The organism is Tardiphaga sp. (assembly GCF_025356345.1).
Classification (GTDB): domain Bacteria; phylum Pseudomonadota; class Alphaproteobacteria; order Rhizobiales; family Xanthobacteraceae; genus Tardiphaga.
In genome coordinates this window covers 36,827-62,456 of sequence record NZ_JANXTC010000383.1, presented here as the reverse complement: position 1 = coordinate 62,456, position 25,630 = coordinate 36,827, and the positions used below count along the sequence as shown (strand labels likewise).

Below are 25,630 nucleotides of genomic sequence, written 5' to 3'. Positions count from 1 at the left end.
CTGGTCGGCGCCTATTCGCTCGGCAAGGCGCAGCGGGTCATCAAACTGATCCGCCAGGCCGGCTATGACGCGCCGATCTATCTGCACGGCGCGATGGAGAAGATCACCCGCTATTACGAAAGCCGTGGCATCGACCTTGGCGACTTGCGCATGGTGAAGGGCATGAAAAAGGCCGAGCTCGCCGGCACCATCACGCTGGCGCCGCCCTCGGCAACCACCGACGTATGGACGCGGCGCTTTCCCGATCCGGTGACGGCGTTTGCCTCTGGCTGGATGCGGGTACGCGCCCGCGCCCGGCAGCGCGGCATCGAGCTGCCGCTGATCATCTCCGACCATGCCGACTGGGATGGGCTGATCGCCACCATCGGCGCCACCGGCGCCGGTGAAATCTGGGTTACCCATGGCCAAGAAGACGCGCTGGTGCATTGGTGCCAGAGCAAGGGATTGATCGCACGGCCTCTTGCTTTGGTCGGCTACGGCGACGAAGAAGAGCAAGAAGCGCTGCCCGCGAGCGAGAGCGTCGAGGCATGAACCGCTTCGCCGAACTGCTCGACCGCCTTGCTTACGAGCCCGGCCGCAACAACAAGCTGCGACTGATTACTTCCTATTGTCGCGAGACCGCCGATCCCGACCGCGGCTACGCGCTGGCGGCGCTGACCGGTGCACTTTCATTTAAGCACGCCAAGGCCGGACTGATCCGCGACCTGATCGCGACGCGCACCGACCCGGTGCTGTTCGCGCTGTCCTATGACTATGTCGGCGATCTGTCGGAGACGGTCGCGCTGATGTGGCCCTCCGCGCCTCGCTCTACTTCACCTCTCCCCACCGGGGAGAGGTCGGCGAATGCCGCCAGGCATTCGCTGGGTGAGGGGGCGGGCTCGGAACGTTGTGACGAAGGCCCCTCACCCGCCGCGCTGACGCGCGTCGATCTCTCCCCAACGGGGAGGGGTAAAGAAGGCCACAACAATCCACCGCCGCCGACACTGACCGAAGTCGTCGATACGCTGCGAACCCTGAGCAAGGCCGAACTCCCCGCCCAGCTGACGCGATGGCTGGACGAACTCGACGAGACCGGGCGCTGGGCGCTGCTCAAGCTGGTCACCGGCGGCCTGCGAATCGGCGTCTCGGCGCGGCTGGCCAAGACCGCCGTCGCCGCGCTCGGCGACAAGGATCCGCACGATGTCGAGCTGATGTGGCCGGGCCTCGCACCGCCCTATCCCGAACTGTTTGCCTGGCTGGAGGGCCGCGCCGACAAGCCGGTCAATCTCGATCCGGCGCCGTTCCGTCCTGTGATGCTGGCGCATGCGATCGAGGACAGCGATTTTGCCGGCCTTGCGGCAGATGATTTCGTCGCCGAGTGGAAATGGGACGGTATCCGGATCCAGGCGAACAGCGGGCGTGACGAGCACGGCCACCTCGTCTCGCGACTGTATTCGCGCAGCGGCGAGGACATCACCGCGGCCTTTCCCGATCTGCTGCCGAGCCTGCGGCTGCCCGGCGCGATCGATGGCGAATTGCTGGTACTGCGCGAACAGCGCGTGCAGTCGTTCAACGTGCTGCAGCAGCGGCTCAACCGAAAGGTGGTGTCGCCGAAGCTGATGAAGGAATATCCGATCCACCTGCGCGCTTACGACCTGCTGCATGACGGCGACACCGACCTGCGTGCATTGCCGTTCGAGCAGCGGCGCGCCAAGCTCGAAGCCTTCGTGAAGCAGCTCGACGATCCCCGCGTCGACCTGTCCGAGCAGATCCCGTTCGCCGACTGGGAAACGCTGGCCGCCGCGCGCGCCGATCCGGTCAGCGCGGGCGCCGGAGAGGATGCCGATGCCGTCGAGGGCGTGATGCTGAAGCGGCGCGATTCGGCCTATCTGCCGGGCCGGCCGAAGGGCCAGTGGTGGAAGTGGAAGCGCGATCCGCACATCATCGACGCCGTGCTGATGTATGCGCAGCGCGGCCACGGCAAGCGCTCGTCGTATTATTCCGACTACACGTTTGGAGTCTGGACCGCGACCGACGGCGTCGATCAATTGGTGCCGGTCGGCAAGGCCTATTTCGGCTTCACCGACGAGGAGTTGCTGCAGATCGACAAGTTCGTTCGGCGCAATACCACCGAGAAATTCGGGCCGGTGCGCCACGTCGCGCATGAGCCGGACAAGGGGCTGGTGCTGGAAGTCGCGTTCGAGGGGTTGGCGCGCTCGCCGCGGCACAAATCCGGCGTCGCGATGCGGTTTCCGCGGATCAGCCGGCTGCGCTGGGACAAGCCGCCGCGCGATGCCGATAGGCTGGAGACGCTGGAGCGATTGCTGAAGGCCGAGGCGGTCACGTGAATGCCCTCAGCCGTCCTTGCGAGGAGCCCTTGCGACGAAGCAATCCAGTCTTCCTCCGTGGCTTCTGGATTGCCGCGTCGCGGAGCCTGTCATCGGGCCGGCGAAGCCGGACCCGTTGGCTCCTCGCAATGACGGCTTCACGGTCCACATGCCCCACGGACGGCATCTTGCCCCCGCATCGCGGTTTCCCATTTGCAGCGAAGCCATTAAGATGTTCCTGACTTTACAGGAGACGATGATGCAGAACGATGTCCGGGACGTACCGGTGCGCCAGCAGGACGGCCTGTCGCGTTTTCTCGGCGGTTCACCGCTGGCAGTGCTGGGCCGGCTGATCCTGCTGTCCATCCTGGTCGGCGTCGTGCTGGCGGCGATCGGCTTCGATCCCTGGAACATCGTCACCAGCATCCGCCGCCTGTTTCAGTGGGTTTATGACCTCGGCTTCGATGCCATCAACGGGCTGTGGCGCTATTTCCTGCTCGGCGCCGTGATCGTGGTGCCGATCTGGCTGATCTCGCGCATGTTCAGCGCACCGCGCGGGCGATAGTTTCCCTTGCAGGCCGCGACTGAAACGCCGGCGCAGCGCGTCACGCATGCGCGCGTATTCGCCATCGCCGGCCCGGCGATGCTGGCCAACCTCACCACGCCGCTGCTCGGCATCGTCGCGACCGCGGCGATCGGCCGGCTCGGCGATCCGCATTTGCTCGGCGGCGTGGCGCTGGCCTCGGTGGCGTTCGACTGCATCTTCTGGCTGTTCGGTTTTCTGCGGATGGCAACGGTAGCCTTCACCGCGCAGGCGCTCGGCGCCGGCGACCGGGTCGAACTCCGCGCGATTCTGCTGCGCGCGTTGCTGCTCGGTGCGTTGATCGGCGTGACACTGATCGCGATCCGTACGCCGCTGGCGGCAGCGGTGTTCGGCATCATGGGCGGCAGCGACGCCGTCACCTCCGCGGCGCGCGACTACTTCTTCATCCGGCTGTGGTCGGCGCCGCTGATGCTGGGCAATTACGTCGTGCTCGGCTGGCTGGTCGGCCAGGCCCGCACCGGCATCGCGCTGGCGCTGCAGGTCGGCATCAACCTCATCAACATGGCGCTGACCGCGTTCCTGGTGCTGTCGGCGGGACAGGGCGTCGCCGGCGCGGCGCTCGCCACGGTGGCGTCCGAGACCATCGGCTTCATCGCCGGCCTGCTGGTGATCTGGCGTTTGCTGGCAGGCCAGTTCGGCGTGCCCCGCGACATCCTGTTCGACCGCGCGCGGCTGCTGAGACTGTTCGCGGTCAACCGCGACATCATGATTCGCACCGCGGCGCTGATTGCCGCGTTCCTGTTCTTCACCGCGCAGGGCGCCCGCGCCGGCGACCTGACGCTGGCGGCCAATGCCGTGCTGAACAATTTTCTGATGATAGGCTCGTTCTTCCTCGACGGCCTCGCCAACGCCGCCGAGCAGCTTTGCGGCCAGAGTTTTGGCGCGCGCAGCCGGCAGGAATTTTCACGGGCTGTGAAACTGGTGCTGGGCTGGAGCACCGCGTTCGGGCTCGCGGTGACCATCGGGTTCGTGTTGTCAGGCGGGATCCTGATCGACTTCATCACCACCAGCCCGGAGGTCCGCGCCGCCGCGCGCGAATTCATGTGGCTGGCGGCGCTGGCGCCGGCCTGCGGCGTGCTGGCCTATGTCTATGACGGCATCTATATCGGCGCGTCGTGGGCGCGCGACATGCGCAATCTGATGCTGGTGGCGCTGGCGACCTATCTCGCCGCGTTCTACCTGCTGGCGTCGCTGGGCAATGCCGGACTGTGGCTCGCCTTCCTGATCTTCCTGCTGGCGCGCGGCGGACTGCAGGCATGGCGCTATCCGGCGCTGGTGCGGGCGTCGTTCAGCTAGCCTCACGAAGATGTTTCATCTCGGCGCGATGCGCTATCATCGCAGTGCCGATCACCGACAGGAACAGCCCATGGATGCGCTTTCGCCGGCCGCCGATGAACACTCCCATCTCGTGCGTCCCGCCGCGATGGAGTGGCAGCCGACCCGGTTCCCGGGATGCTCGGTGAAGACGTTGCTGTTCGATGCCCGGACCGGCCTGGTCACGGCGCTGATGAAATTCGAGCCCGGCGCCACCCTGCCCGACCACGAACATGTTCAGATCGAGCAGACCTATGTGATCGAGGGCCGATTGCTGGATCGCGAAGGTCCGGCCGCAGGCACGGCATGCGGCCCCGGCGAGTTCATCTGGCGCGGTGCCGGCAGCCGCCACTCGGCATGGATGCCGGACGGCGGAGTGACGCTGGCGATGTTCCAGATTCCCAACAAATTCTACGATGCCGATGGCGGCGTGACGGACCTGGCCGGGAAGGATTGGCAGAGCGTCTGGGGCCATATCGACAACATGAAAGCCGATTGATATCGCCCGGCCGCGTTGGGGATGGAAGCCGGGCACCGGCGCAAGAAGGATTAAACCGGCCAGTCTTCCGCGGTGATTGTCGCCGCGTCGGCACCGACGATCTCCGACAGTGAATCGCGGCCGGTGCGCAGCAGCGTCGAGACCAGGTCCGTCTTGATGCTCTCGACCAGGCCGAGGCCCTTGTAGACCAGCGCCGAATAAAGCTGGATCAGGCTGGCGCCGGCGCGGATCTTGGTCAGCGCGGCACCACCGGAATCGATGCCGCCGGCGCCGATCAGCGGGAATGCGCCTTCGACACGCACATAGGTCTCCGCCACCATCCGCGTCGACAGCCGGAACAGCGGACGGCCGGACAGGCCGCCCTGCTCCTTGATCCGGCCCTGCTCGCGCAGGCTCGGCGGGCGGCCGAGCGTGGTGTTGGCGACGATCATGCCGTCGACCTTTCGCGAGCGCGCGATCTGCACGACGTCGTCCAGATCGGGCAGGCTGAGATCGGGCGCGATCTTCAGCAGCACCGGCGAATCGCCAGCATTCCGGCGGACCCGTTCACGGACGTCGATCACCCGGGCGAGCAGTTCGTCGAGCGCCGCCGCCTGTTGCAGATTGCGCAGCCCCGGGGTGTTTGGTGACGAAACGTTGACGGTGAAGTAGCTCGCCACCGGGGCGAAAGTCTCGATCAGCCGCACATAGTCGTCGATGCGATCCACCGAATCCTTGTTGGCACCGACATTGACGCCGACAATGCCGCCGTTCTGGGCCCGCCCGGCGAGCCGCCGCAGCACGATTTCGGCGCCGTCATTGTTGAAGCCGAGACGGTTGACGATCGCCTCGTCGCGCTCCAGCCGGAAAATCCGCGGCCGCGCATTGCCGGCCTGCGGCTGTGGCGTCACCGTGCCGATTTCGGCAAAGCCGAAGCCGAGCCGCAGCAGCGCGTCGGGCACTTCGGCGTTCTTGTCGAAGCCGGCGGCGATGCCGATCGGATTGGGAAAATTCAATCCGAAGGCGCGAACCGCCAATTTCGGATCATCCAAGCGTGGCCGCGATGGCGGCAGCATCCGCAAGCCGCGAATGGCAAGGCGGTGCGCATCCTCCGGATCAAACCAGCGCATGACCGGCAAGGACAAGGCATCGAAAGCGCGAATCAAGATTGCAACTCCGGAATATCGTGGCCGCCATCGGAACGCGACCGCAGTTCGAGCACGGCGGTGACGGCGCCGAGGTCGAGTTCACCATAGAGATGCGGAAACAGGTCATCGCCGCGGGATGGCTCCCAGCGCAAGGCGTCGCCAAGCGCATCGGCATCCACCGCGATAAGGAACAGTCCGATCTGGCCGGCATAATGTTTGCGCACGGTCCCGGCGACCTGCGCAGCGGTGGAAAAATGGATAAAGCCATCGCGGGCATCATCCGCGCTGCCGCGGTAGACGCCCTGCCGCTCGGCCTCGCGCCAGTTCGACGCCGGGCAAATCTTGTAGATGGTTCGCACCCGCTCGGACTTCCTGCTGTGGTGGATTGTCGCGGACGCCCGCTTGGCCGGAGTCTGCCGCCGACCGTATCGACCGTATCGCTCCACTTCAAGGCTGACATTTTTTTAGAAAACCCTGTTGCGAAAATCAGGCAATTGCGGCAATAATTCCTAGATTATATCATCTTCACCGCCCGGCCATTCCGGGCCAGGGGACCGCAACCATGCTGACTCACGCCCAGATCTGGGGTGCCCTCGACAAGCTCGCCGAACGCAACGGCATGTCAGCCTCCGGCCTCGCCAAGAAGGCCGGGCTCGACTCCACCACCTTCAACAAGTCCAAGCGCATCACCAATGATGGCCGCGAGCGCTGGCCATCAACCGAATCGGTGTCCAAGGCGCTGGCAGCCACCAACGTGCCGATCGACAGTTTTGTAAGTCTGATCGAAGGTACCAAGCGGATCGTGCAGTCGGTGCCGCTGCTCGGTTTCGCGCAGGCCGGCCATGGCGGCTATTTCGACGATGCCGGCTTCCCCGCTGGCAGCAAGGGCTGGGACGAGATCGGCCTGCCCTCGGTCAATGACGAACACGCTTATGCGCTGCAGATTTCCGGCGATTCGATGAAGCCCGCCTATCGCGACGGCGACACCATCATCGTCTCGCCTGGCGCGCAGATCCGCAAGGGCGACCGCGTCGTGGTCAAGACCCGGGACGGCGAGGTGATGGTCAAGGAACTGAAGCGCCGTACCACCAAGGTGCTGGAGCTGCAGTCGCTGAACCCGAACCATGTCGACCGCAGCTTCCCGGCGTCTGACGTCGAATGGATCGCAAGGATCGTCTGGGCGAGCCAGTAGGACTTGGCGCGAACGTAGCGACGCGCACTTCCTTCCTTCTCCCCTTGTGGGAGAAGGTGGCGCGGGCGAAGCCCGCGTCGGATGAGGGGGTTCGGAGCTTGGGCCCCCCTCACCCGTCTCGAACGCTTCGCGTTCGATCCACCCTCTCCCACAGGGAGAGAGGGGGACGATAGGGCGCCGACTATCTTTAAGCGCTCCTCGCCAGGGCGCCGTCGATCATCCCGATCGCATTGGTTACGCCATAGACGGCGACGAACGAGCCGAAGCGCGGACCCTTCTCCTGGCCGAGCAGCACCTGGTACAACATGTTGAACCAGTCCAGCGAGACGCCGGGACGGCCATCCTTGGCCAGTTTCTTGTGGTCGAGGAACGGCTCGCGGCGGCCGATCTCGTAGACCGCGTTCTGGATATCTTCCGGCGTCGCCGCTTCCGGCAATCCCGACAGCGCGTCGCGCAGATCCTGCAGCGCCACGCGCTCGTTTTCGGTCGGCTCGCGGAAGGTCTTGGTCGGCGCGACGAAGTCGCGATAATAATTGATGGCGTAGCCGACCATGGCGTCGAGCCGCGGATGGGTGGCCGCGCTGACGCCGGGCCGGTAGCGGCGGATGAAACCCCACAGCGTCTCGGCATTCTCGGCGTTGGACGACGACACCAGCGTCAGCAGTAGCTGAAACGTGACCGGCATCTCCGCCACCGGCGGATCACCGGCATGGATGTGCCAGGCCGGGTTGGACAGCCGCTGCTTGCCGTCCTGCTTGGCAAAACCTTCGACGAATTGCTGATACTCGTCGACATTGCGCGGGATCACGTCGAAGAACAGCCGCTTGGCCGCCTTCGGCTCGCGGTACATGAACAGCGACAGCGATTCAGGCGAAGCGTAGCGCAGCCATTCGTCGATGGTCAGGCCGTTGCCCTTCGATTTGGAGATCTTGCCGCCCTTGTCGTCGAGGAACAGCTCGTAGATGAAACTCTCCGGCGGCGTGCCGCCGAGTGCCGCACAGATCCTGCTCGACAGTTTGACGGAATCGATCAGGTCCTTGCCAGCCATCTCGTAATCGATGCCGAGCGCCGCCCAGCGTATCGCCCAGTCGGCCTTCCACTGGCACTTGACGTTACCGCCGGTGACCGGGGTCTCGACTTCCTCATGGGTGTCGGGATCGAGATAGGTGATGGTGCCGGCGCCGACGTCGCGGCGGATCATCGGCACCTGCAGCACCACACCGGTGGTCTTGCTGATCGGCAGGAACGGCGAATAAGTCGCGCGGCGATCCGGACCCAGCGTCGGTAGGATCACGTCCATGACCTTGTCATAGACCGCGAGCATTTTCAGCAGCGTCGCGTCGAACCGGCCGGAGGTGTAGTAGTCGGTCGACGAGGCGAATTCATAGTCGAAACCGAAGTGATCCAGGAAGGCGCGTAGCCGCGCATTGTTGGCGGCGCCGAACGACGGATATTCGTTGGAGAACGGATCCGGGATGCGCGATAGCGGCTTGCCGAGATGCGCGGTCAGCATCTCCTTGTTGGGCACGTTGTCCGGCACCTTGCGCAGGCCGTCCATATCGTCGGAGAACGCGATCAACCGGGTCTTGATCTTGTCGTCGGTCAGCACGCGGAAGGCATGGCGCACCATGGTGGTGCGTGCCACTTCGCCGAAAGTGCCGATATGCGGCAGGCCGGACGGACCGTAGCCGGTCTCGAACAGCACTTCATCCTTTGGCTTCTTCTTCAGCCGCGCAACGATGGCCTTGGCCTGTTCGAATGGCCAGGCGTTAGACTGTTCGGCAAGCGTACGCAGGTCGCTCGCGCTGGGTAGATCGATCGTGGACATCAAAAGGCCTCCGGGCCGCGGAACCTAGCGGCTCCGCAGCAAAATGCCAAACCGCCGATATGGTCGATTTCAGAACGGACTGATGGAAAAATACCGCAGCCACAGATCGGTGTAGCGGCCTTTCTCCCACACCCGGAACAGCGCCCAGTTCAGCGCCTGACGCAGCGTGTCATTGCCCTTACGCACGGCAATGCCGATGCCCTCGCCAAAATAGCGGGTTTCGAGGAAGGGGCCGCCGCTGAAAGCGCAGCAATCCGCTGAATCGGTGCCATTGATCCAGAACGCCAGCGCAATCGCGTCACCGAAGATGAAATCGACTTCGCTGCGTTTCAGCGCCTGCCGCAGCGCGTCGTCATTGGGGTAGGAGGTCAGTACCGCGTCGGTAAACATCGCCTTCAGATAGGCGTCGTGCGAGGAGCCCGCGATGGCGCCGACCTTTTTGCCCTCGAGATATTCCGGCCGGATTTCCGGCATGATTGCGTTCTTGCGCGACACGAAGCGGGCCGGCGCGCGGTAATAGGGATCGCTGAAATCGACGCGGGCGCGAATCTGCGGCGTCACCGCCATCGAGGCAATGATCGCATCGCCGCGGTTGCTGGAAATGGCGTCGAGCATGGTTTCGAAGCGTCGCATCTGGATCGTGCAGGTGACCTTGATCTCCTCGCACAGCAGCCGCGCCAGATCGACATTGAACCCGGCGGGATTGCCATCCGGCCCGGTGAAGTTGAAAGGCGGGTAATCGGTCTCGGTCAGGAAGCGGATCACGGTGATACGTGACAGATCGGGCCGGTCCGGCCGGCGTCGCGGATCCCAGAAGCCCGGCACGGCCTGCGGGCCGGGCTGAGTCACGACGGGCGCAACGGCCTGCGCCATCGCGAGTGAAAGGGGCGCCGTCGCTAAAATGAAAATACCCAGCAGGAATCCAGCCGGCGCGATCCCGCGACTGTGCTTTCCTGTTAGCCTAGTATTGATAGCATTAACCATCTGTGGTTGCATGTCCGGGCACTTCGATTGCCGGTCTTATAGACCATCCGGCATCCCGGGCGAGTGCGTTTGTGCGGGGATTGTTGCGTTGGGGGCGTCGCATGGCCCTTCCGGTCCATGTCACAGGGCGCAGGGCGGGAATGACATGGCCGCGCGACCAGCGGACCGGACCGGCCATTGCACGCGAATTGCCCATCTTTCCGGCCAAGCCCACGATTTCCCGGTCACACAACGACAACCACGCTTTCGAAGAAGGACCGGCCGACGAACTCGATTGCCTGCGCCACGTGCTGACGCCCGATGTGCTGCGATCCGCCGAGCTTCGCGCCCGGCAACTCGGAATCGGCGCCGATCAGGTGCTGATCCGACGGGGTGTAATCAGCGAACACACGTATCTTGAGCATTTGTCGCAGCACACCGGTATCGCGCTGGACGACCTCACCACCGCCAATCGCGCCGATTGTCTGCTCGCCGACCGGCAACTGACGCTCGCCGCGGCCTCCGGCATCTGTCCGCTGCGGCGGAATGACGGGCCGATCTGGCTGATCGCGCCACGCGGGCGCGCGGCGCGCATGCTGTCCCGGCTGGTGGTGGCCTATCCGCATCTCACCCGACGCCTGCGGCTGATGTCTTCGGTCGCGTTGCAGCGGTTCCTTACCGAACAGGGCGGCCGGGCTGCGCTGGCCCACGCCGCAACGCGCGGCCTGCATGATCACCATCCGGCGCTGTCTGCCGCACCAGCCAAGGAGCAAAGCGGTCCATGGCCAAGCCGTCTGCGGCGCGGGTGTGGCGTCGGGTCTATGGTGCTGCTGCCCACTGTCATGGCGCCGGGCCTTTGCAGCACCGCACTGGCGCTGTGGTTCCTCGGCTATGCTGGATTACGGCTGGCCGGGGCGTTCTGGCCCCGCCGACCAGAGCGACACCTGCCGCCGCTGCCGGAGCGTTGCCTCCCCGTCTACAGCGTGATGGTCGCGCTCTATCGTGAGGCCAGTTCGGTCGCACGCCTGGTGCAAGCCATCGAGGCGTTCGATTATCCCCGCGAAAAGCTGGACGTCATTCTAGTGATCGAGCCGGACGACCAGCAGACCCATGCTGCCATCAAACGGCTTGGCTTCAGGCCGTATCTGCGCCACCTCGTCGCACCGGCGGTGGCGCCCAAGACCAAACCGAAGGCGCTAAACTGGGCGCTCCCCTTTGCCCGCGGAAGCTTCGTCGCGGTGTACGACGCCGAAGATCATCCCGACGCCGGTCAGTTGCGCGCCGCGCTCGACGCGTTCCGCCGGCACGGCAGTGACGTCGCCTGCGCCCAAGCCAGCCTGTGCATCGACAACGCCACCCACAGCTGGCTGTCGCGGATGTTCGCGACCGAATACGCCGGACAGTTCGATCTCTATTTGCCAGGCATGTCGGAGATGCGACTGCCGCTGCCGCTAGGCGGTTCGTCTAACCATTTCCGCACCGACATTCTGCGCGAAGTCGGGGGCTGGGACGCGCATAATGTCACCGAGGACGCCGATCTCGGCTTTCGGCTGGCGCGGTTCGGCTATCGTTCGGTCACCTTTGACTCGACAACATACGAGGAAGCGCCGATCCACTTTCACCCCTGGCTGCGGCAGCGCACGCGATGGATGAAGGGATGGCTGCAGACCTGGTGCGTCCACATGCGCCGGCCGCGGCAGCTATGGCGCGAGGCGGGCGCGCGTGGCTTTGTCACGCTCAATATCCTGGCCGGTGGTAATGTGGTGACCGCTCTGGCCTATCCGCTCATGCTCGGCCGCCTCGCGATCGAGTTGCAGGGGGCGGCGTCCGCCAGATGGTACGGCTGGCCGTTGCTACATGTGGTGGCCCTGTCCACTGCGATCGTCGCGACGCTGGTGGTCGGCTGGCTGGGGCTGGGCAAACGCGGGCGCCGCCGCGACAGTTGGATCCTGGCCCTGACGGGCATCTATTGGCTGTATCTGTCGATCGCGGCGTGGCGCGCGGTGTTGCAATATATCTGGGCGCCGCACTACTGGGAAAAAACCGAACACGGCAAGGTCGGGCGTACCCATGCCCAGTTCAGCGAGATTGCCCAGCCCGCACCTCGGTCAGTTCACAAATAGCGTTTCAGCTCTGTCGCCGCCGCGTCCGGGGCGCGCTTCAGGTTGAACGGCGACACGAACTTGCCGTCGCGGTCCATCAGATAGATCAGCGCGGTGTGATCCATGGTATAATCACCGTCCTTAAGTGGCACCTTCTTGGCATAGACCCGGAAGCTGGAAATCACCTTGGCGACCGCCTCCGCATTGCCGGTGAGGCCCTGCAGGTGCGGATCGAAACTCGACAGATATTCCTTCATGGCGGCGGCCGTGTCGCGCTCGGGATCCACCGAGACGAAATAGGCGTTGACGCGACCGGCATCCTTGCCCATCGCGCGCAGCACCTCGGAAATCTCGAACAGAGAGGTCGGGCAGACGTCGGGGCAATGGGTGAAGCCAAAGAAGATCAGCGACGGCTTGCCCTTCAGATTCTGCTCGGTGACCGCCCGGCCGGCCTGGTCGGTGAGTTGGAACGCGCCGCCGATCGAGGCCGGCGCGGTGACGCTGCGAAAGCCACCCGTCAGCCACAGCACGATCAGCAAACCCGCCGCGAGGCTGCCTGCAAACGCGGCAATGATGACCAGCGGCCTGGTGGTGCGATCCGTCATGCGATGTCCCTTGAATGGCTCAGATGCAGGCGGCGATGCCCGACTTGATGATTTCGAAGAATACCGCCGTGCCGTAATGCACCCACAGCGCCACCGCGCCGGTCAACGCGACGACGGTGAAAACCGCCGCCGCCGAGACAATGGCCATCGCCACCCGTGATGGACGCCCGGGCACAGCGACGGTGGTTTGCGAAACATTGGGCTGCGGCATCCGACAATCCCGACCGGGCACGGGCGAACCACCCGCCTACCCCGTCCAGATAGAGCCTGCCGCCGCGACCGGCAAGCGCCGGGCGCGGCGCATGCATCACTTCATACTGAAGGCGGTGACGTTAATGGTGCGCCGAGGCCTGGGCATCCAGATAACAAGGCTTGTACATGCCGGTGAGTTGCCGGCCGCGCAGAAAGATCATCCGCGGCGTCAATCCGCCGCGGTTCGCGATCCAGCGCCGGACTGGCGATGGATACATCGAATACAGCATTTGCGTGGCTTCAGGATTGGTAACCGCGCGGCCATTGGCGCCGAAATCCCAGGCCGCATGAAAGCCCAGATTGGCGTTCGAGGTCACGCAGATCTTGTCATGGGGAACTGCGCCGAGCACGATGGTGCAGGCCGAGGCGCACAGGCCGTCGATGATCACCGTCTCGCCGGAACTGCGCAGGCCCTGATACTTGTCGACATAGGTCCCGATCCGTCCGCCGCGATCATCCGCGATGCGGACCACTGCGTGACTGGCCCCCATCCCCGCGAACAGCAACGCCGCCGCGAGCAACCCCGTAACGAACTTCATGACCTGCCCCAGTTTGAACCGAAGTCGACGGACAATCGAATCTGCCCTGATGACGCAGGACTTGATCAGCGTGTTGCCTGAGGGCGTTTTTGTCCAGACACGCATGAGGCCTCGCACGCGATTCAAATCGAGTGTTGCAAGCGAGATGCAGTCGCGCCGGCGGCGCCGAACTGGAACAGCGATGATGTCGCGCGATGATTCCGATTGCCAGCATGAAGTCCTCGCGCTTCAATCGTTGTTAACAAAATTGGGGGAGCGAATGACGCAGGACGCGGACGTCATTGTGGTCGGCGGCGGGCTGGCTGGCCTGGTCGCCGCCACCGAAATCGCCGATGCCGGCAAGCGCGTCATCGTGCTGGATCAAGAAGGCGAGCAGAATATCGGCGGCCAGGCGTTCTGGTCGTTCGGCGGCCTGTTTCTGGTGGACTCACCAGAGCAGCGCCGGCTTGGCATCCGGGATTCCATCGAACTGGCGATGCAGGACTGGAACGGATCGGCCGGCTTCGATCGCGACGACGATCACTGGCCGCGGCGCTGGGCGGAAGCCTATGTCGCCTTCGCCGCGGGCGAAAAGCGCGACTGGCTGCGCGCGATGGGACACCGCATCTTTCCCGTGGTCGGCTGGGCGGAGCGCGGCGGTTATGACGCGATGGGCCACGGTAATTCGGTGCCGCGCTTCCATGTCACATGGGGCACTGGCCCCGGCATTGTCGAACCGTTCGAGCGCCGCGCCCGCGAGGCGCAGAAGGACGGCCGCCTGACATTCAAATTCAGACACCGCGTCGATGCTCTCGACATCACCCATGGCACCGTCGATGGCGTCAGCGGCACCATCCTCGCGCCCAGTACCGTGGCGCGCGGCGAGAGCAGTTCGCGTGAGGTGACCGGCGAATTTTCGCTGCGCGCGCAGGCGGTCATCATTGCGTCGGGCGGGATCGGCGGCAACCACGAGTTGGTGCGGCAAAACTGGCCCGCGCGGCTAGGGCCGCCGCCCCGACGGATGATTTCCGGCGTGCCCGAACATGTCGACGGCCGCATGATCGGCATCACCGAGGCCGCCGGCGCGCGGCTGATCAATCGCGACCGGATGTGGCATTATGTCGAGGGCCTGCAGAACTGGAATCCGATCTGGCCGAAGCACGGCATCCGCATCCTGCCGGGGCCGTCATCGCTGTGGTTCGACGCCACCGGCAAGCGGTTGCCGGCGCCGCTATTTCCCGGCTCCGACACGCTGGGGCAGCTGCACTACATCCAGTCAACCGGCTACGACTATTCCTGGTTCATCCTGACACAGGCGATCATCAAGAAAGAGTTTGCGCTGTCAGGCTCGGAGCAGAACCCCGACCTTACCGGCAGGAGCTGGCTGATGACCGCGCGCCGCGCCATCAACAAGCGCGCGCCGGCGCCGGTCGAGGCGTTCAAGGACCACGGCGTCGATTTTATCGTGCGCGACAATCTCGATGATCTCGTCGTCGCTATGAATGCGCTATCCGGCGACAATCTTCTGCGGCTCGATCACATCCAGACCCAGATCGAGGCGCGCGACCGCGCCATCGCCAATCCTTACGTCAAGGACGCGCAGGTAATGAACCTCCACAACGCGCGAAAATATATCGGCGACCGTCTGATCCGCACCGCGAAACCGCACCGCATTCTCGATCCCGCGCACGGCCCGCTGATCGCGGTGCGGCTCAATATCCTGACGCGAAAAACGCTGGGCGGTTTCGAAACCGACCTTGATGGCCGCGTATTCGGCCAGAACGGCGAGATCATGCCCGGCCTCTACGCGGCTGGCGAAGCCGCCGGCTTCGGCGGCGGCGGCATGCATGGCTACCGCTCGCTGGAAGGCACGTTTCTCGGCGGCTGCCTGTTCTCCGGCCGCGTCGCCGGACGCGCGGCGGCAAAGGCTTTGGCGTAGGCCCGCGCGCCCTACGCGGCGCGGGCCTGCTCCTCCAGCGCGATGGCGTGCATGATCTCGAAGACGCGTTCGCCTTGCATGCGCCGGGCGTCGAAGCCAGTTATCGCCGCGATGCCACCGAACAGTTCGACGTCCTCGCGCGAATCACCGACATAGCCCATCGACCATGACGGAAAGCCGCGGCACGGCGCCGGCTCAAACGCCAGAATCTGGACCTCGCCGTGGCGCGGATCGCGCTGGATCCGCTCAAAAGTGGCTTCGACATCCGGCAGTTCGCCTTCAAGCACCTGCGCAAAGATCCCGTGGTTGAAAATCAGCGCGCCGGTGATGTCGGCGCGCGCATTATTGACGCGCGACGTCGCCAGGATCGAGGCGATCGCGTCGGCGACTTCCGGCGGTTTCCCGATGACGTGATTATTGCTGTAGTAGACGAGACGATAGAGATGGGGCATGTCCGGACTCCGGTCGAGATGATTCAAGGCGAGACATTCACGACGCGCTGTCGAGGTCCTGTTTGCTCTGATGCGACCGCAGGAAATCGACGATCCGGTCCGGCGGCAGCGGCCGGCTAATCAGGTAGCCCTGCACATCGGTGCAGCCATCGGCGACGATCCGAGCCATCTGCTCCTCAGTCTCCACGCCTTCAGCGGTGGTGGTCATGCCAAGGCTTTGACCGAGCGCCGCGATCGCCCGCACGATCGCCATGCTGTTGGGATCGTCGATGCTGGCGCGGACAAAGGACTGGTCGATCTTGATCTTGTCGAACGGAAAGCTGCGCAGATAGCTCAGCGACGAATAGCCGGTGCCGAAATCATCCATCGAGACGCGCACGCCGATCTTGCGCAGCCGGCGCAGCACGTCGAGCGCTGATCTGTAGTCACCGACCAGCACGCTTTCGGTAATTTCCAGTTCCAGCCGTCCCGGTTCCAGACCGCTCTCCGCCAGCGCCGATAGTACCGTCGCCGCCAGACCGGTGCCGCCGAACTGGATTGCCGACACGTTGACAGCGATGGACAGCGGCTGCGCCCAACCGGCGGCTTCGCGGCACGCGGTCCGGATCACCCATTCGCCGATCGGGACGATCAGCCCGGTTTCCTCGGCAAGCGGAATGAAATCGGCCGGCGACACCAGCCCCCTGGCCGCACTATTCCAGCGCAGCAACGCTTCGAAGCCGGTAATCTGTCGCGACTGCAGATTACATTGCGGCTGATACACCAGCGCGAATTCCCGCATCGCCAACGCGCGGCGCAGCTCGATCTCGAGGTTGCGGCGCGCCTGCATTTCCTCATCCATCGCGGGTTCAAAGAAGCTGTAGGTGCCGCGCCCCTCCTGCTTGGCGCGGTAAAGCGCCAGATCCGCGTTCTTCAGCAGGGTATTGCCATCGTCGCCGTCGGCGGGGCTAAGTGCGATACCAACACTGGCGCCGACATTGATGAGATGGCCTTCGAGCAGATAGGAGCGTCCGATCAGATCGACCAGCCGCTTGCCCAGCTTGGCCGCGGCATGCGGCTGCGCCTGTGCGGTCTGCACCACACAGAATTCGTCGCCGCCGAAACGCGCGGCGAGATCGTCGCGCCCCAGCGCCGAACGGATGCGCTGCGCCACCATACGGAGCAACGCGTCGCCGACATGATGGCCGAGGGTGTCGTTCACCAGCTTGAAGCGATCGAGATCGATCGCCAGTACCGCGACCACCTCACCGTCGACCCGTCGGGTCAGCAACTCGCCGAGCCGCTCGCGCAGCAACAGTCGGTTGCCCAGCAGCGTGAGCGTATCGGTGCGGGCCTCCTCGATGACGCGCGCCCGCTCTGCGCGTTGCTCGGTGACGTCCTCGAGCGTGACCAGACGTCCCTGCGGCAGCGCCGTCTGCCGCAACAGCACGCTCCGGCCACCGACATGCAACAGGGTGTCAGCGGGCTGGCGCAGCAGCGCGAAGCTTTCAAGGCCGGCATACAGTAAAGCTTTTTCCTCGTCGCCCCTGAACATGGAATCGAAATTGGGATTGCTGAGCAGGATTTGGTTTCGCTCATCCAGCACGACGACGGATTGATGCAGGTGGGCAAGCACGCTGCTTGCGAGATCCACGGCAGTGAAATCTTCGGACGGCGCCAACGGGGTCATTTCGAGCGTTGCAAGATTCATTGGGTTCACGGCGCCATGGCTGTTCGGCGTCGAACCTAGGTCGGCTCTATTTCAAATAGGTAAATGGACGCCACACATTTTTTGCGTGTATCAGCGGACGGAACTACATTGCAGTTCCTGTGTTTGGTCGCCGACCGATTTCAATCCATTGGCCTGGCCACGCCGATGAGGGGCAGCTCGTGGCCTACCGTTCCTTTGCCATCGCCATCGATGTTGCACACCAAACCGCGAGATAAGGAATGGGAGGGGTAGATGCCGCACCGGCCGTTGATAAGCGATCTGAATGCTGGAGCGGGCGGAGGGAATCGAACCCTCGTATGCAGCTTGGGAAGCTGCCGTTCTACCATTGAACTACGCCCGCATCGTCGCCTCGCCATCATCTAGCCGAGACTGGACGATCCGCCAAGCCGCTTGATGTCCGCGGCGCAGCATGGGACCGGCGGATCAGCCCGAACGCCAGATTCCGGATGACGGCGCCGTTTCAGGTGCTAACATCGTCTCGGGATGGCAGGGCGTGAATACACATTGTTCGATACGCCGGTCGGCCGATGCGGCATCGCATGGGGCCGGGCCGGAATCGTCGGCGTGCGGCTGCCGGAAGCCCGCGAGATCGAGACTCGGCGCCGCCTGTTGCAGCAATTTCCCGAGGCCCGCGAAATGCGGCCACCAGCCGAGATCGAGACCGCGATCGAGGGCATCGCCACGCTACTGCGCGGCGAAACCTGCTTTCTCACCGAGATCCTGCTCGACATGGCCCACCTGCCGCCGTTCAATCGCCGTGTCTATGATACCGTACGCTTGATCCCGCGCGGCCAGACCCGGACCTATGCCGAGCTCGCAGCCCGGCTTGGCGCCAGCGGCGCGATGCATGCCGTCGGCCAGGCCATCAACCGCAATCCTTTCGCCATCCTGGTACCTTGCCACCGTACCCTCGCCGCCGCCGGTCAAACCAGCGGCTTTGCCGGCAATGCCGGGACCGTTACCAAATTCCGGCTGCTGTCGATCGAGGGCGCGCTGGCCGATCGCGGCCCGTCGCTGTTCGATGCCCTGCTCTCCGGCGCGCCACCGCGGGCGCCGAGCTAGGTTTTCGGGATGACAGCGACCACGATCTTGCAGCGCGGCGCGGTCTCGGTGTCGGATTATCGCTGCACCGCGGGACCCAGTGACAAGCCGTTTGCCGAACAGCACCGCTGCCATTCGATTTCCTATGTCCGCAAGGGCAGCTTCGGCTGCCACAGCCGCGGTCAGTTTCACGAATTGGTCCCGGGCAGCTTTCTGATCGGCCATCCGGGCGAGGAATACACCTGCCATCACGGGCACCACGGCGGCGGCGACGAGTGCCTCGCTATTTTCCTCGCGCCAGAATTGGTCGAGACCATCGGCGACGATCCCGGGATCTGGCAGCGCGGAAGCGTGGCGCCGCTGGCCGACCTGATGGTCCTGGGCGAACTGGCGCAGTCCGCCGCCGAAGGGCGCAGCGACATAGGGCTGGACGAGGTAGCCCAGATACTGGCGTGGCGATTTGTCGAGATGGTGTCGGGGCGCTCGCCCCGGCGACTGCAGGCTGGCGCGCGCGACCGCCTCCGCGCGGTGCGGGCTGCGCTGTGGATCGATGCGCATTCCGCGAACGCGATCGATCTCGAGACTGCGGCAAGACAGGCTGGGCTGAGCCCGTTTTACTTCCTGCGGCTGTTTTCCAACGTGCTCGGCGTCACCCCGCACCAATATCTCATGCGGTCGCGGCTGCGCCATGCCGCCCGGCTGCTCGCGGAAGGGGACCGCGCCGTGACAGACATCGCCCTCGATGTCGGCTTTGGCGACCTTTCCAACTTCGTGCGCAGCTTCCACCGCGCCGCCGGGGTCTCACCGCGCGGCTTCCGGCAGGCGTCGCGCGGCGACCGCAAGATTCTCCAAGACCAGCTGGCGGCATCCCGCGCACAGTGATCTAGCGATCATTCGGGGCAACCAGCATGGCTTCCATCCACAAGGAGATTTCGATCGACGTGCCCGCCCACGAGGTCTGGGACGCCGTCGCTGATTTTGGCGCCCTGCACACAAGGCTGGTGCCGGGTTTCGTGACCGATACACGGCTCGACGGCGACGTCCGAATCGTGACGTTCGGCAGCGGCGTGGTCGCCGACGAGATTCTGGTCGGTTGCGATCCCGCGCGGCAACGACTGGCCTATGCCATCATCAGCGAGCGGCTGACGCACCACAGCGCCTCAGTGCAGGTGGTAGCCAATGGCGCCACCTGCTGCCGGGTGATCTGGTCCGTCGATGTGCTGCCGAACGAAATCGCGCCCTATATGGACGCGCAGATGGATCTGGGCGCGCAAGCGATGCAGGCCAAATTCGCGAGGGCCTCATGACCGCGGCCTTCCTCGCAGCGCTGGGCGCCGAAGGCCCTGCCCCTGACCGGGCCGGCCAAATGGACCTCTATGGCTGGCTGATCGGGTCGTGGGATCTCGACGTCACACATGTCATGGAGGATGGCGCGCGGCGCCGGCGACCGGGCGAGTGGCATTTCGGCTGGGTGCTGGAGGGTCGCGCCATCCAGGATGTCTGGATCGTGCCGCCGCGCGGCGAGGCACGGGCGGGCGATGCAGCCGCGAACCGCTATTCCTACGGCTCGACGCTGCGGATCTACGACCCCCGCCACGGTGGCTGGCAGATCCAGTGGACCGACCCGGTGACGCTGAATTTCTGCAGCATGACGGGCCGCCGCGACGGTGCCGACATCGTCCAGCTCGGACGCAATGCCAGCGGCGACGCCATCCGCTGGCGCTTTACACAGATCACCCCGCAATCGTTTCTATGGCGCGGCGAGACCTCGTCCGACAACGGCGAGAACTGGCGGCAAGATGTCGAGTTTCTGGCCAAGCGTGCCGGCTAGTTCATGACAGCGTCGGCCGTATCCGGGGTACCGGGCCGGCCTTGGCGCCCCAGTTGGACAACACCACGCTCAGCACCGAAAGTACGCCCAGCAGCACCATCGAGGCGGCCGTCAGCCGGAAGAAGTTCTGGCTGGTCGCGTCGATCGACACCAGATACCAGCCGCCGATACAGATGAAGATCAGCCGCGCGCTCTGCGCCAGCACCGGGCCCAGCACCCGCGCCGCGCCCTGCGCGGAGAAATACATCGTGGTGGCAAGGCCGAGAAAGGCATACATCGGCGCGGCCGTGGCGAGATATTGCTGACTCGCGGCACGGACGCCGGCGTCGCTGGTGAACAGGCTGACCCAGAGGTCCGGATAGATGGCGATCAGCGTGCCGAGCAGGCCGAGCGCGGTAAAAGCGAGCGAGGCCGCGGTCCATGCGACGCGACGCGCCCGCGCCACCCGGCCGGCGCCGATCGCCATGCCGACCATTGGCACCGCCGCGATGCCCACGGCGAAGGCCAGCGTCGACAGCAGATATTCCAGCCGCGCCCCGACCCCGTAGCCGGCCAGTACCTCGTTACCAAACCGCGCCAGCATATGGGTGAAGATAGCGAGACTGAGCACGCCCTGCAGCGGCGCAAAACAGGCGATGACGCCGACCTTGAGGATGTCGAAGAACATGGCGCGCTGGATTCCGGCCTTGCCCAGCCGCGGCCGCACCCGCGCACGACCGGAAAAAACATAGCCGCCCATGATGGCGATGCCGACCGCATAGGCGATCAGCGACCCGGCGGCGACGCCCGGCATGCCGAAGGACGGAATCGGACCGAAGCCGAGCCCGAGCACGCCGCCAAGAATGATCTGCAGCGCGGCTGAATTCAGCGTAATCACCGACGGCAGCTTCATATTGCCGGTGCCGCGCAGGATCGAGGCCAGCGTATTCATCAGCCACGGGATCACGCCACCGCCGAAGAAGATCGTGGTGTAGCCGATCGCCTGCGTCAGCACGCTGCCGCGTCCGCCCAGCGCCGCCATCAGCATCGGCCCGAACAGCAGCATGCCGGCAGTGAAGATCAGGCCGAAGAATATTCCGATCAGCAGCGCGTGAGCCGCCAGCATCGAGGCGCGGTCGCGGTCGCCGGCGCCGAGCGCCCGCGCCATCGCCGACGACACGCCGCCGCCCATGGCGCCGCCGGACATCGTCATGGTCAGCATCACGAACGGGAATACCAGCGCCATCGCCGCCAGCGCTTCAGTACCGAGCCGGCCGATATAGGAAGTTTCCGCAATCACCACCAGCGAGGCGGCCGACAGCGCGACCACATTCGGCCATGACAGCCGCAGCAGGGTCGGCAGGATCGGATGATCGAGCAGAACATTCCTGACCGGTGCCGCAAGCCCGGGTAGCGCCTTGCCGGCGTCGACCAAGGGCAGTTCGGCGACGGCGATGTCGGACATGCGCTTCCCTGTTGTCCGGTCTTGATAGCCGGATCACCTGTTGTTCCTAGCATCGATTATTGAAACGGACATGCGCGCTATGCGCATGGGCCGGCCGCAATTTCAGGAATGCCTGCCGTTTCAAGCGCAACGCTCCGCGGGGCCTATCGACGCAGAGCCTTCACGTGAAGTTCATGGCAGCGCCGTGAACGTTCGCCGTGTTGCCGCATTTGATACAGGCAATCAAAGGAACTCGCATGCGCAACAAACTTCTGCTTTCCGGCTGTCTCGTCGCTCTGGCGCTGCCACTGGCCGCCTGCAACGAGCAGGCGACCCATGTGTCCGGCGAGGATTTTGGCGCAACGCCCAAACTGGTCGAGCCCGTCAATACTCTTATCCCGACAGTGAACATCGCGACCGCGACCGGCTGGCCGCAGGGCGGCAAGCCCACCGCCGCCAGTGGCATGGCGGTCAACGCCTTTGCCACCGGGCTGGACCACCCACGGACGCTTTACACGCTGCCGAATGGCGACGTGCTGGTCGCCGAAACCAATGCGCCGCCGAAGCCAGACGACAGCAAGGGCGTCAAGGGCTGGATCATGAACATGGTGATGAACCGCGCCGGCGCCGGCGTGCCGAGCGCCAACCGGATCACCCTGCTGCGCGACGCCGATGGCGACGGCGTCGCCGAGACAAAGACCGCGTTTCTGGAAGGCTTGAACTCGCCCTTCGGCATGGTGCTGGTGGGCGACGAGTTCTTTGTCGCCAATGCCGATGCGGTGGTGAAATTCCCCTACAAGACCGGCGACACCAGGATCACCGCCGCGGCGGTGAAGGTCGCCGACCTGCCGGGCGGCACCATCAATCATCACTGGACCAAGGACCTCACCGCCAGCCCGGATGGCCGCAAGCTCTATGCGACGGTCGGCTCCAACAGCAATGTCGGCGAAAACGGCATCGAAGCCGAGAAGGACCGCGCCGGCATTCTGGAAATCGACCGGGTCAGCGGCGCATCGCGGGTGTTCGCCTCCGGACTGCGCAATCCGAACGGCCCGTCCTGGCAGCCGCAGAGCGGCGCGCTGTGGGTTGTCGTCAACGAGCGCGACGAGATCGGCAGCGATCTGGTGCCGGACTACATGACGTCGGTGCAGGATGGCGGCTTCTACGGCTGGCCCTATAGCTGGTATGGCCAGCATGTCGACGTCCGCGTCAGCCCGCAGCGTCCGGACCTGGTCGCCAAGGCGATCGCGCCCGATTATGCGCTCGGCGCGCATACCGCCTCGCTCGGCCTGACCTTCAACACCGGCACGTTGTTTCCGGACAACATGAAGAACGGCGCCTTCATCGGTCAGCACGGCTCGTGGAATCGCCAGCCGCGCAGCGGCTACAAGGTGATCTTCGTGCCGTTCGCCGATGGCAAGCCGTCCGGCCCGCCGCAGGATGTGCTGACCGGCTTCCTCAACGAGGCCGGCAACGCCCAGGGCCGCCCGGTCGGCGTCAAGCTCGACAGACAGGGCGCGCTGCTGGTGGCCGACGATGTGGGCAATGTCGTATGGCGCGTCACGCCGGCCGGCGCCAAGGCGGCGTCGGCGCAATAAGAGAAGCAATAAGCAAGATTAAGGCCTCCGGACCGGAGGCCTTTTGCTCGTCCAGGGCGCGAACGCAGGATCATCCGGAGGGGCGCGTAAGCTGATATAGTTGACCTCGACATCATCGGCGCCGTCGCGCTGTTGCAACGACAGGAGCCCGCGTGCGTCTTTTCGTGTTCGGCCTCGGCTACAGCGCCAGGCGCTTCATCGATCTTTACCCTGAGAATTTCGCGCAGATTGCCGGCACGGTCCGCAGCGCCGACAAGCAAGCGGCGTTTCAGGGCACCGCCGTGGAATCATTGCTGTTCGGGCCGGACCAATGCGATCCGGCCATTGCCGGGCAGATCGCGGCAGCCGACCTCCTGCTGGTCTCGATCCCGCCTGGCACGGCCGGAGATCCGGTGCTCGCGAGATTTGGCGCGATGATCGACGCCAGCCCGATCCGTCGTATCGTCTACCTCTCGACCGTTGGGGTATATGGCGACCATGGCGGCGGATGGATCGACGAGACCGCCGAAGTGGCGGGCGAAGGCCGCCGACGATTCCGGATCGACGCGGAGGCAGCCTGGCTCGCTTTGCCCGGTGATCGCACTACCAGCCTGCGACTGGCCGGCATCTACGGCCCCGGCCGTAATGCGCTGGTCAATCTGCGTTCCGGGACGGCGCGGCGTATCGTCAAACCCGGCCAGGTCTTCAACCGCATCCATGTCGACGATATCTCGCAATCGATCGCGCGGGCCTTTACGCATTCACGCGCCGGGGTCTGGAATGTCTGCGACGACGAGCCAGCGCCACCGCAGGAGGTGATCGGCTTTGCCGCCTCGCTGATGGGCCTCGCCCCGCCACCGGAGCAGGCCTTTGACGACGCCGAGATGAGTGCAATGGCGCGCAGCTTCTATTCCACCAACAACCGAATTGCGAATGCACGATTGACGCATGAACTGGGTGTCAAACTAGCCTACCGGACCTATCGCGAAGGCCTTGCGGCGCTTTGGCAAGACGGCGAATGCAAATAGCGGGAATGCAGCCGCATTCTAAAAACGCGGCGAGCCGGTCGGCCCGCCGCGTGGCTCGACCCAAGCTCCGTTAGCCGTTTACTTTTCCTGTTCCATGGTCACGGCCACAGCCGCATTGGCGGAAAGTCTTACCTTGTCGCCTTCGACTTCGGCGACCAGGCTTCCGTCGATAAAGTGATGATGGCCCTTGTGATGGCCTTCGCCGCTGTCCTTCCTGGTCAGCTTGATGCGACCGCCTTCGAAGTGGTCGACGGTGCCGACGTGGACGCCGTCGGCGCCGATGACTTCCATATGTTCTTTGATGCCGCTGGTGCCGGTCATGTCGAATTCCTATCTGGGTTGGGCGCATGTAACGCGCGAAACGGGTTCCAGTTCGATCCGTCCGGATCCTTAATCGGAATGACCGTCGGGGCAGATGGCTCGATCGGTCGGGACAGCGACCATTTACTATCCTGGCCACATCCGCCAGGAACCGGCAGGCATTTTCAAAATGACGAATTCGAGCGTGATTCCGGACTTTGTCGACCGCCACCAGAGGCTTTTCGTACTGACCGGTGCCGGCTGCAGCACCCATTCGGGAATCCCTGATTACCGCGATGCCGAGGGCAACTGGAAGCGGACCCAGCCGGTGACATTCCAGGCCTTCATGGGCAATGAAGCCACGAGGCAACGCTATTGGGCGCGCAGCCTGATCGGCTGGCAGAGATTTGGCCGCGCCCGCCCCAATGACGCCCACCGCGCTCTGGTCCGCCTGGAGCAGATGGGAAAATGCGAAGTTCTCCTGACCCAGAACGTCGATCGGCTGCACCAGAACGCCGGCAGCTCGGGGGTGATCGATCTGCACGGGCGGCTCGACACGGTTCGTTGCATGGGATGCGAGCGCAAGATGTTACGCGAGGATTTGCAGCATGAGTTGGGCCGGCTGAACCCCGGCTGGCTGGCTTTGGACGCGCTCGATGCCCCCGACGGCGACGCCGAACTCGACAGCGTTGACTTCTCGTCGTTCAAGCTGCCGGCCTGCGCCGGCTGCGGCGGCATTCTGAAGCCGGACGTCGTATTTTTCGGCGAGACCGTGCCGCGCGAGCGGGTTGATACCGCGCTCGCTCACCTCGGCAAGGCCGACGGCATGCTGATCGTCGGCTCCTCGCTGATGGTCTATTCCGGTTTCCGCTTCGTGCAAGCCGCGGCCCGTGCCGGCCTACCTATCGCGGCGATTAATATGGGCCGGACCCGCGCCGATGAGGTCCTGACCTTCAAAGTGGACGACCGCTGCGAAACCGCGCTGGCCTTTCTGCTATGACACGACGGGAACGGACAC

Annotated in this window: 25 protein-coding genes, 1 tRNA gene and 1 pseudogene; 15 read left to right on the top strand and 12 right to left on the bottom strand. The window is 64.6% G+C overall.

The genetic code is table 11. The features are described from left to right. The 5 genes and pseudogenes from Q0S16_RS23470 to Q0S16_RS23450 all read left to right on the top strand — a co-directional run. A pseudogene (locus Q0S16_RS23470) lies at positions 1-531 on the top strand (DNA ligase-associated DEXH box helicase); the annotation flags it as partial. Then, the gene (locus tag Q0S16_RS23465; protein ID WP_295853885.1) at positions 528-2,327 is read left to right on the top strand and encodes a cisplatin damage response ATP-dependent DNA ligase; all 1,800 of its coding nucleotides are present in this window, start codon (positions 528-530) and stop codon (positions 2,325-2,327) included. The pseudogene Q0S16_RS23470 and the gene Q0S16_RS23465, both read left to right, overlap by 4 nt. Positions 2,328-2,565: 238 nt before the next feature. After that, positions 2,566-2,871, top strand: a complete 306-nt coding sequence (locus Q0S16_RS23460) for a DUF6460 domain-containing protein (protein ID WP_295853883.1) — start codon at positions 2,566-2,568, stop codon at positions 2,869-2,871. A gap of 78 nt (positions 2,872-2,949) precedes the next feature. Continuing rightward, positions 2,950-4,206 (top strand): MATE family efflux transporter, encoded by a 1,257-nt coding sequence (locus Q0S16_RS23455; RefSeq protein ID WP_295853894.1) that lies wholly within the window; start codon positions 2,950-2,952, stop codon positions 4,204-4,206. 70 nt (positions 4,207-4,276) lie between these two features. Further along, entirely contained in the window at positions 4,277-4,723 is a 447-nt protein-coding gene (locus tag Q0S16_RS23450) for a cupin domain-containing protein (RefSeq protein WP_295853880.1), read from the top strand. Between the two features lie 50 nt (positions 4,724-4,773). Here Q0S16_RS23450 and Q0S16_RS23445 read toward each other — a convergent pair whose 3' ends face one another. After that, complete coding sequence (locus tag Q0S16_RS23445) at positions 4,774-5,868, bottom strand: quinone-dependent dihydroorotate dehydrogenase (protein ID WP_295853876.1); 1,095 nt, start codon at positions 5,866-5,868, stop codon at positions 4,774-4,776. Continuing rightward, a complete protein-coding gene (locus Q0S16_RS23440) occupies positions 5,865-6,209 on the bottom strand; it encodes a DUF952 domain-containing protein (RefSeq protein WP_295853872.1) in 345 nt (114 codons plus the stop codon). The genes Q0S16_RS23445 and Q0S16_RS23440 overlap by 4 nt, the downstream gene beginning before the upstream one ends. Before the next feature lie 203 nt (positions 6,210-6,412). On the opposite strand from Q0S16_RS23440, the gene Q0S16_RS23435 reads away from it, so the two are divergent. Next, on the top strand, positions 6,413-7,042 hold the full coding sequence (locus tag Q0S16_RS23435) for a helix-turn-helix transcriptional regulator (RefSeq protein ID WP_295853868.1): 630 nt from the start codon (positions 6,413-6,415) through the stop codon (positions 7,040-7,042). Positions 7,043-7,229: 187 nt separating this feature from the next. Here the strand turns inward: Q0S16_RS23435 and Q0S16_RS23430 are convergent, their stop codons facing one another. Together Q0S16_RS23430 and Q0S16_RS23425 are read right to left on the bottom strand one after the other, a co-directional pair. Next, entirely contained in the window at positions 7,230-8,870 is a 1,641-nt protein-coding gene (locus tag Q0S16_RS23430; RefSeq protein ID WP_295853865.1) for a lysine--tRNA ligase, read from the bottom strand. Between the two features lie 69 nt (positions 8,871-8,939). Continuing rightward, a complete protein-coding gene (locus Q0S16_RS23425; protein ID WP_295853862.1) occupies positions 8,940-9,866 on the bottom strand; it encodes a transporter substrate-binding domain-containing protein in 927 nt (308 codons plus the stop codon). Positions 9,867-9,994: 128 nt separating this feature from the next. On the opposite strand from Q0S16_RS23425, the gene Q0S16_RS23420 reads away from it, so the two are divergent. Next, on the top strand, positions 9,995-11,956 hold the full coding sequence (locus Q0S16_RS23420) for a glycosyltransferase family 2 protein (RefSeq protein WP_295853860.1): 1,962 nt from the start codon (positions 9,995-9,997) through the stop codon (positions 11,954-11,956). On the opposite strand, the gene Q0S16_RS23415 is transcribed toward Q0S16_RS23420, so the two are convergent. The 3 genes from Q0S16_RS23415 to Q0S16_RS23405 form a co-directional block, all read right to left on the bottom strand. Next, positions 11,947-12,540, bottom strand: a complete 594-nt coding sequence (locus tag Q0S16_RS23415) for an SCO family protein (RefSeq protein ID WP_295853858.1) — start codon at positions 12,538-12,540, stop codon at positions 11,947-11,949. The genes Q0S16_RS23420 and Q0S16_RS23415 overlap by 10 nt on opposite strands. A gap of 19 nt (positions 12,541-12,559) precedes the next feature. Beyond that, complete coding sequence (locus Q0S16_RS23410; RefSeq protein ID WP_295853857.1) at positions 12,560-12,751, bottom strand: hypothetical protein; 192 nt, start codon at positions 12,749-12,751, stop codon at positions 12,560-12,562. A gap of 121 nt (positions 12,752-12,872) precedes the next feature. After that, the gene (locus Q0S16_RS23405) at positions 12,873-13,331 is read right to left on the bottom strand and encodes a hypothetical protein (RefSeq protein WP_295853854.1); all 459 of its coding nucleotides are present in this window, start codon (positions 13,329-13,331) and stop codon (positions 12,873-12,875) included. A gap of 259 nt (positions 13,332-13,590) precedes the next feature. Here Q0S16_RS23405 and Q0S16_RS23400 point away from each other — a divergent pair, with 259 nt between their 5' ends. Then, positions 13,591-15,249 (top strand): FAD-binding dehydrogenase, encoded by a 1,659-nt coding sequence (locus Q0S16_RS23400; RefSeq protein WP_295853853.1) that lies wholly within the window; start codon positions 13,591-13,593, stop codon positions 15,247-15,249. An 11-nt stretch (positions 15,250-15,260) separates the two neighbouring features. Here Q0S16_RS23400 and Q0S16_RS23395 read toward each other — a convergent pair whose 3' ends face one another. The 3 genes from Q0S16_RS23395 to Q0S16_RS23385 all read right to left on the bottom strand — a co-directional run bounded on the left by Q0S16_RS23395 (position 15,261) and on the right by Q0S16_RS23385 (position 17,752). Further along, the gene (locus Q0S16_RS23395) at positions 15,261-15,701 is read right to left on the bottom strand and encodes a BLUF domain-containing protein (RefSeq protein ID WP_295853850.1); all 441 of its coding nucleotides are present in this window, start codon (positions 15,699-15,701) and stop codon (positions 15,261-15,263) included. A gap of 37 nt (positions 15,702-15,738) precedes the next feature. Beyond that, the gene (locus Q0S16_RS23390; RefSeq protein WP_295853847.1) at positions 15,739-17,334 is read right to left on the bottom strand and encodes an EAL domain-containing protein; all 1,596 of its coding nucleotides are present in this window, start codon (positions 17,332-17,334) and stop codon (positions 15,739-15,741) included. Between the two features lie 344 nt (positions 17,335-17,678). After that, positions 17,679-17,752 (bottom strand) — tRNA-Gly (locus tag Q0S16_RS23385). A 143-nt stretch (positions 17,753-17,895) separates the two neighbouring features. On the opposite strand from Q0S16_RS23385, the gene Q0S16_RS23380 reads away from it, so the two are divergent. The 4 genes from Q0S16_RS23380 to Q0S16_RS23365 are packed head-to-tail and all read left to right on the top strand — an operon-like array spanning position 17,896 to position 20,284. Further along, on the top strand, positions 17,896-18,474 hold the full coding sequence (locus Q0S16_RS23380; protein ID WP_295853844.1) for a methylated-DNA--[protein]-cysteine S-methyltransferase: 579 nt from the start codon (positions 17,896-17,898) through the stop codon (positions 18,472-18,474). Between the two features lie 9 nt (positions 18,475-18,483). Beyond that, a complete protein-coding gene (locus Q0S16_RS23375; protein WP_295853841.1) occupies positions 18,484-19,335 on the top strand; it encodes an AraC family transcriptional regulator in 852 nt (283 codons plus the stop codon). Between the two features lie 26 nt (positions 19,336-19,361). Then, positions 19,362-19,760: an SRPBCC family protein gene (locus Q0S16_RS23370; RefSeq protein ID WP_295853838.1), complete on the top strand. Its 399-nt coding sequence runs from the start codon at positions 19,362-19,364 to the stop codon at positions 19,758-19,760. Continuing rightward, positions 19,757-20,284, top strand: coding sequence for a hypothetical protein (locus tag Q0S16_RS23365; RefSeq protein WP_295853836.1), 528 nt, complete (start codon positions 19,757-19,759; stop codon positions 20,282-20,284). Before Q0S16_RS23370 ends, Q0S16_RS23365 begins: the two co-directional genes overlap by 4 nt. Before the next feature lies 1 nt (position 20,285). Here Q0S16_RS23365 and Q0S16_RS23360 read toward each other — a convergent pair whose 3' ends face one another. Then, a complete protein-coding gene (locus tag Q0S16_RS23360; protein WP_295853833.1) occupies positions 20,286-21,728 on the bottom strand; it encodes an MATE family efflux transporter in 1,443 nt (480 codons plus the stop codon). A gap of 236 nt (positions 21,729-21,964) precedes the next feature. Between Q0S16_RS23360 and Q0S16_RS23355 the strand changes: the two genes are divergently transcribed. Then, on the top strand, positions 21,965-23,305 hold the full coding sequence (locus tag Q0S16_RS23355) for a sorbosone dehydrogenase family protein (protein ID WP_295853831.1): 1,341 nt from the start codon (positions 21,965-21,967) through the stop codon (positions 23,303-23,305). A gap of 152 nt (positions 23,306-23,457) precedes the next feature. Continuing rightward, positions 23,458-24,312: an SDR family oxidoreductase gene (locus tag Q0S16_RS23350; protein ID WP_295853827.1), complete on the top strand. Its 855-nt coding sequence runs from the start codon at positions 23,458-23,460 to the stop codon at positions 24,310-24,312. 78 nt (positions 24,313-24,390) lie between these two features. Here Q0S16_RS23350 and Q0S16_RS23345 read toward each other — a convergent pair whose 3' ends face one another. Beyond that, positions 24,391-24,633, bottom strand: coding sequence for a DUF2171 domain-containing protein (locus tag Q0S16_RS23345; protein ID WP_295853824.1), 243 nt, complete (start codon positions 24,631-24,633; stop codon positions 24,391-24,393). 169 nt (positions 24,634-24,802) lie between these two features. Here Q0S16_RS23345 and Q0S16_RS23340 point away from each other — a divergent pair, with 169 nt between their 5' ends. Then, positions 24,803-25,612 (top strand): NAD-dependent protein deacetylase, encoded by an 810-nt coding sequence (locus Q0S16_RS23340; protein WP_295853822.1) that lies wholly within the window; start codon positions 24,803-24,805, stop codon positions 25,610-25,612. Positions 25,613-25,630: the final 18 nt, after the last annotated feature.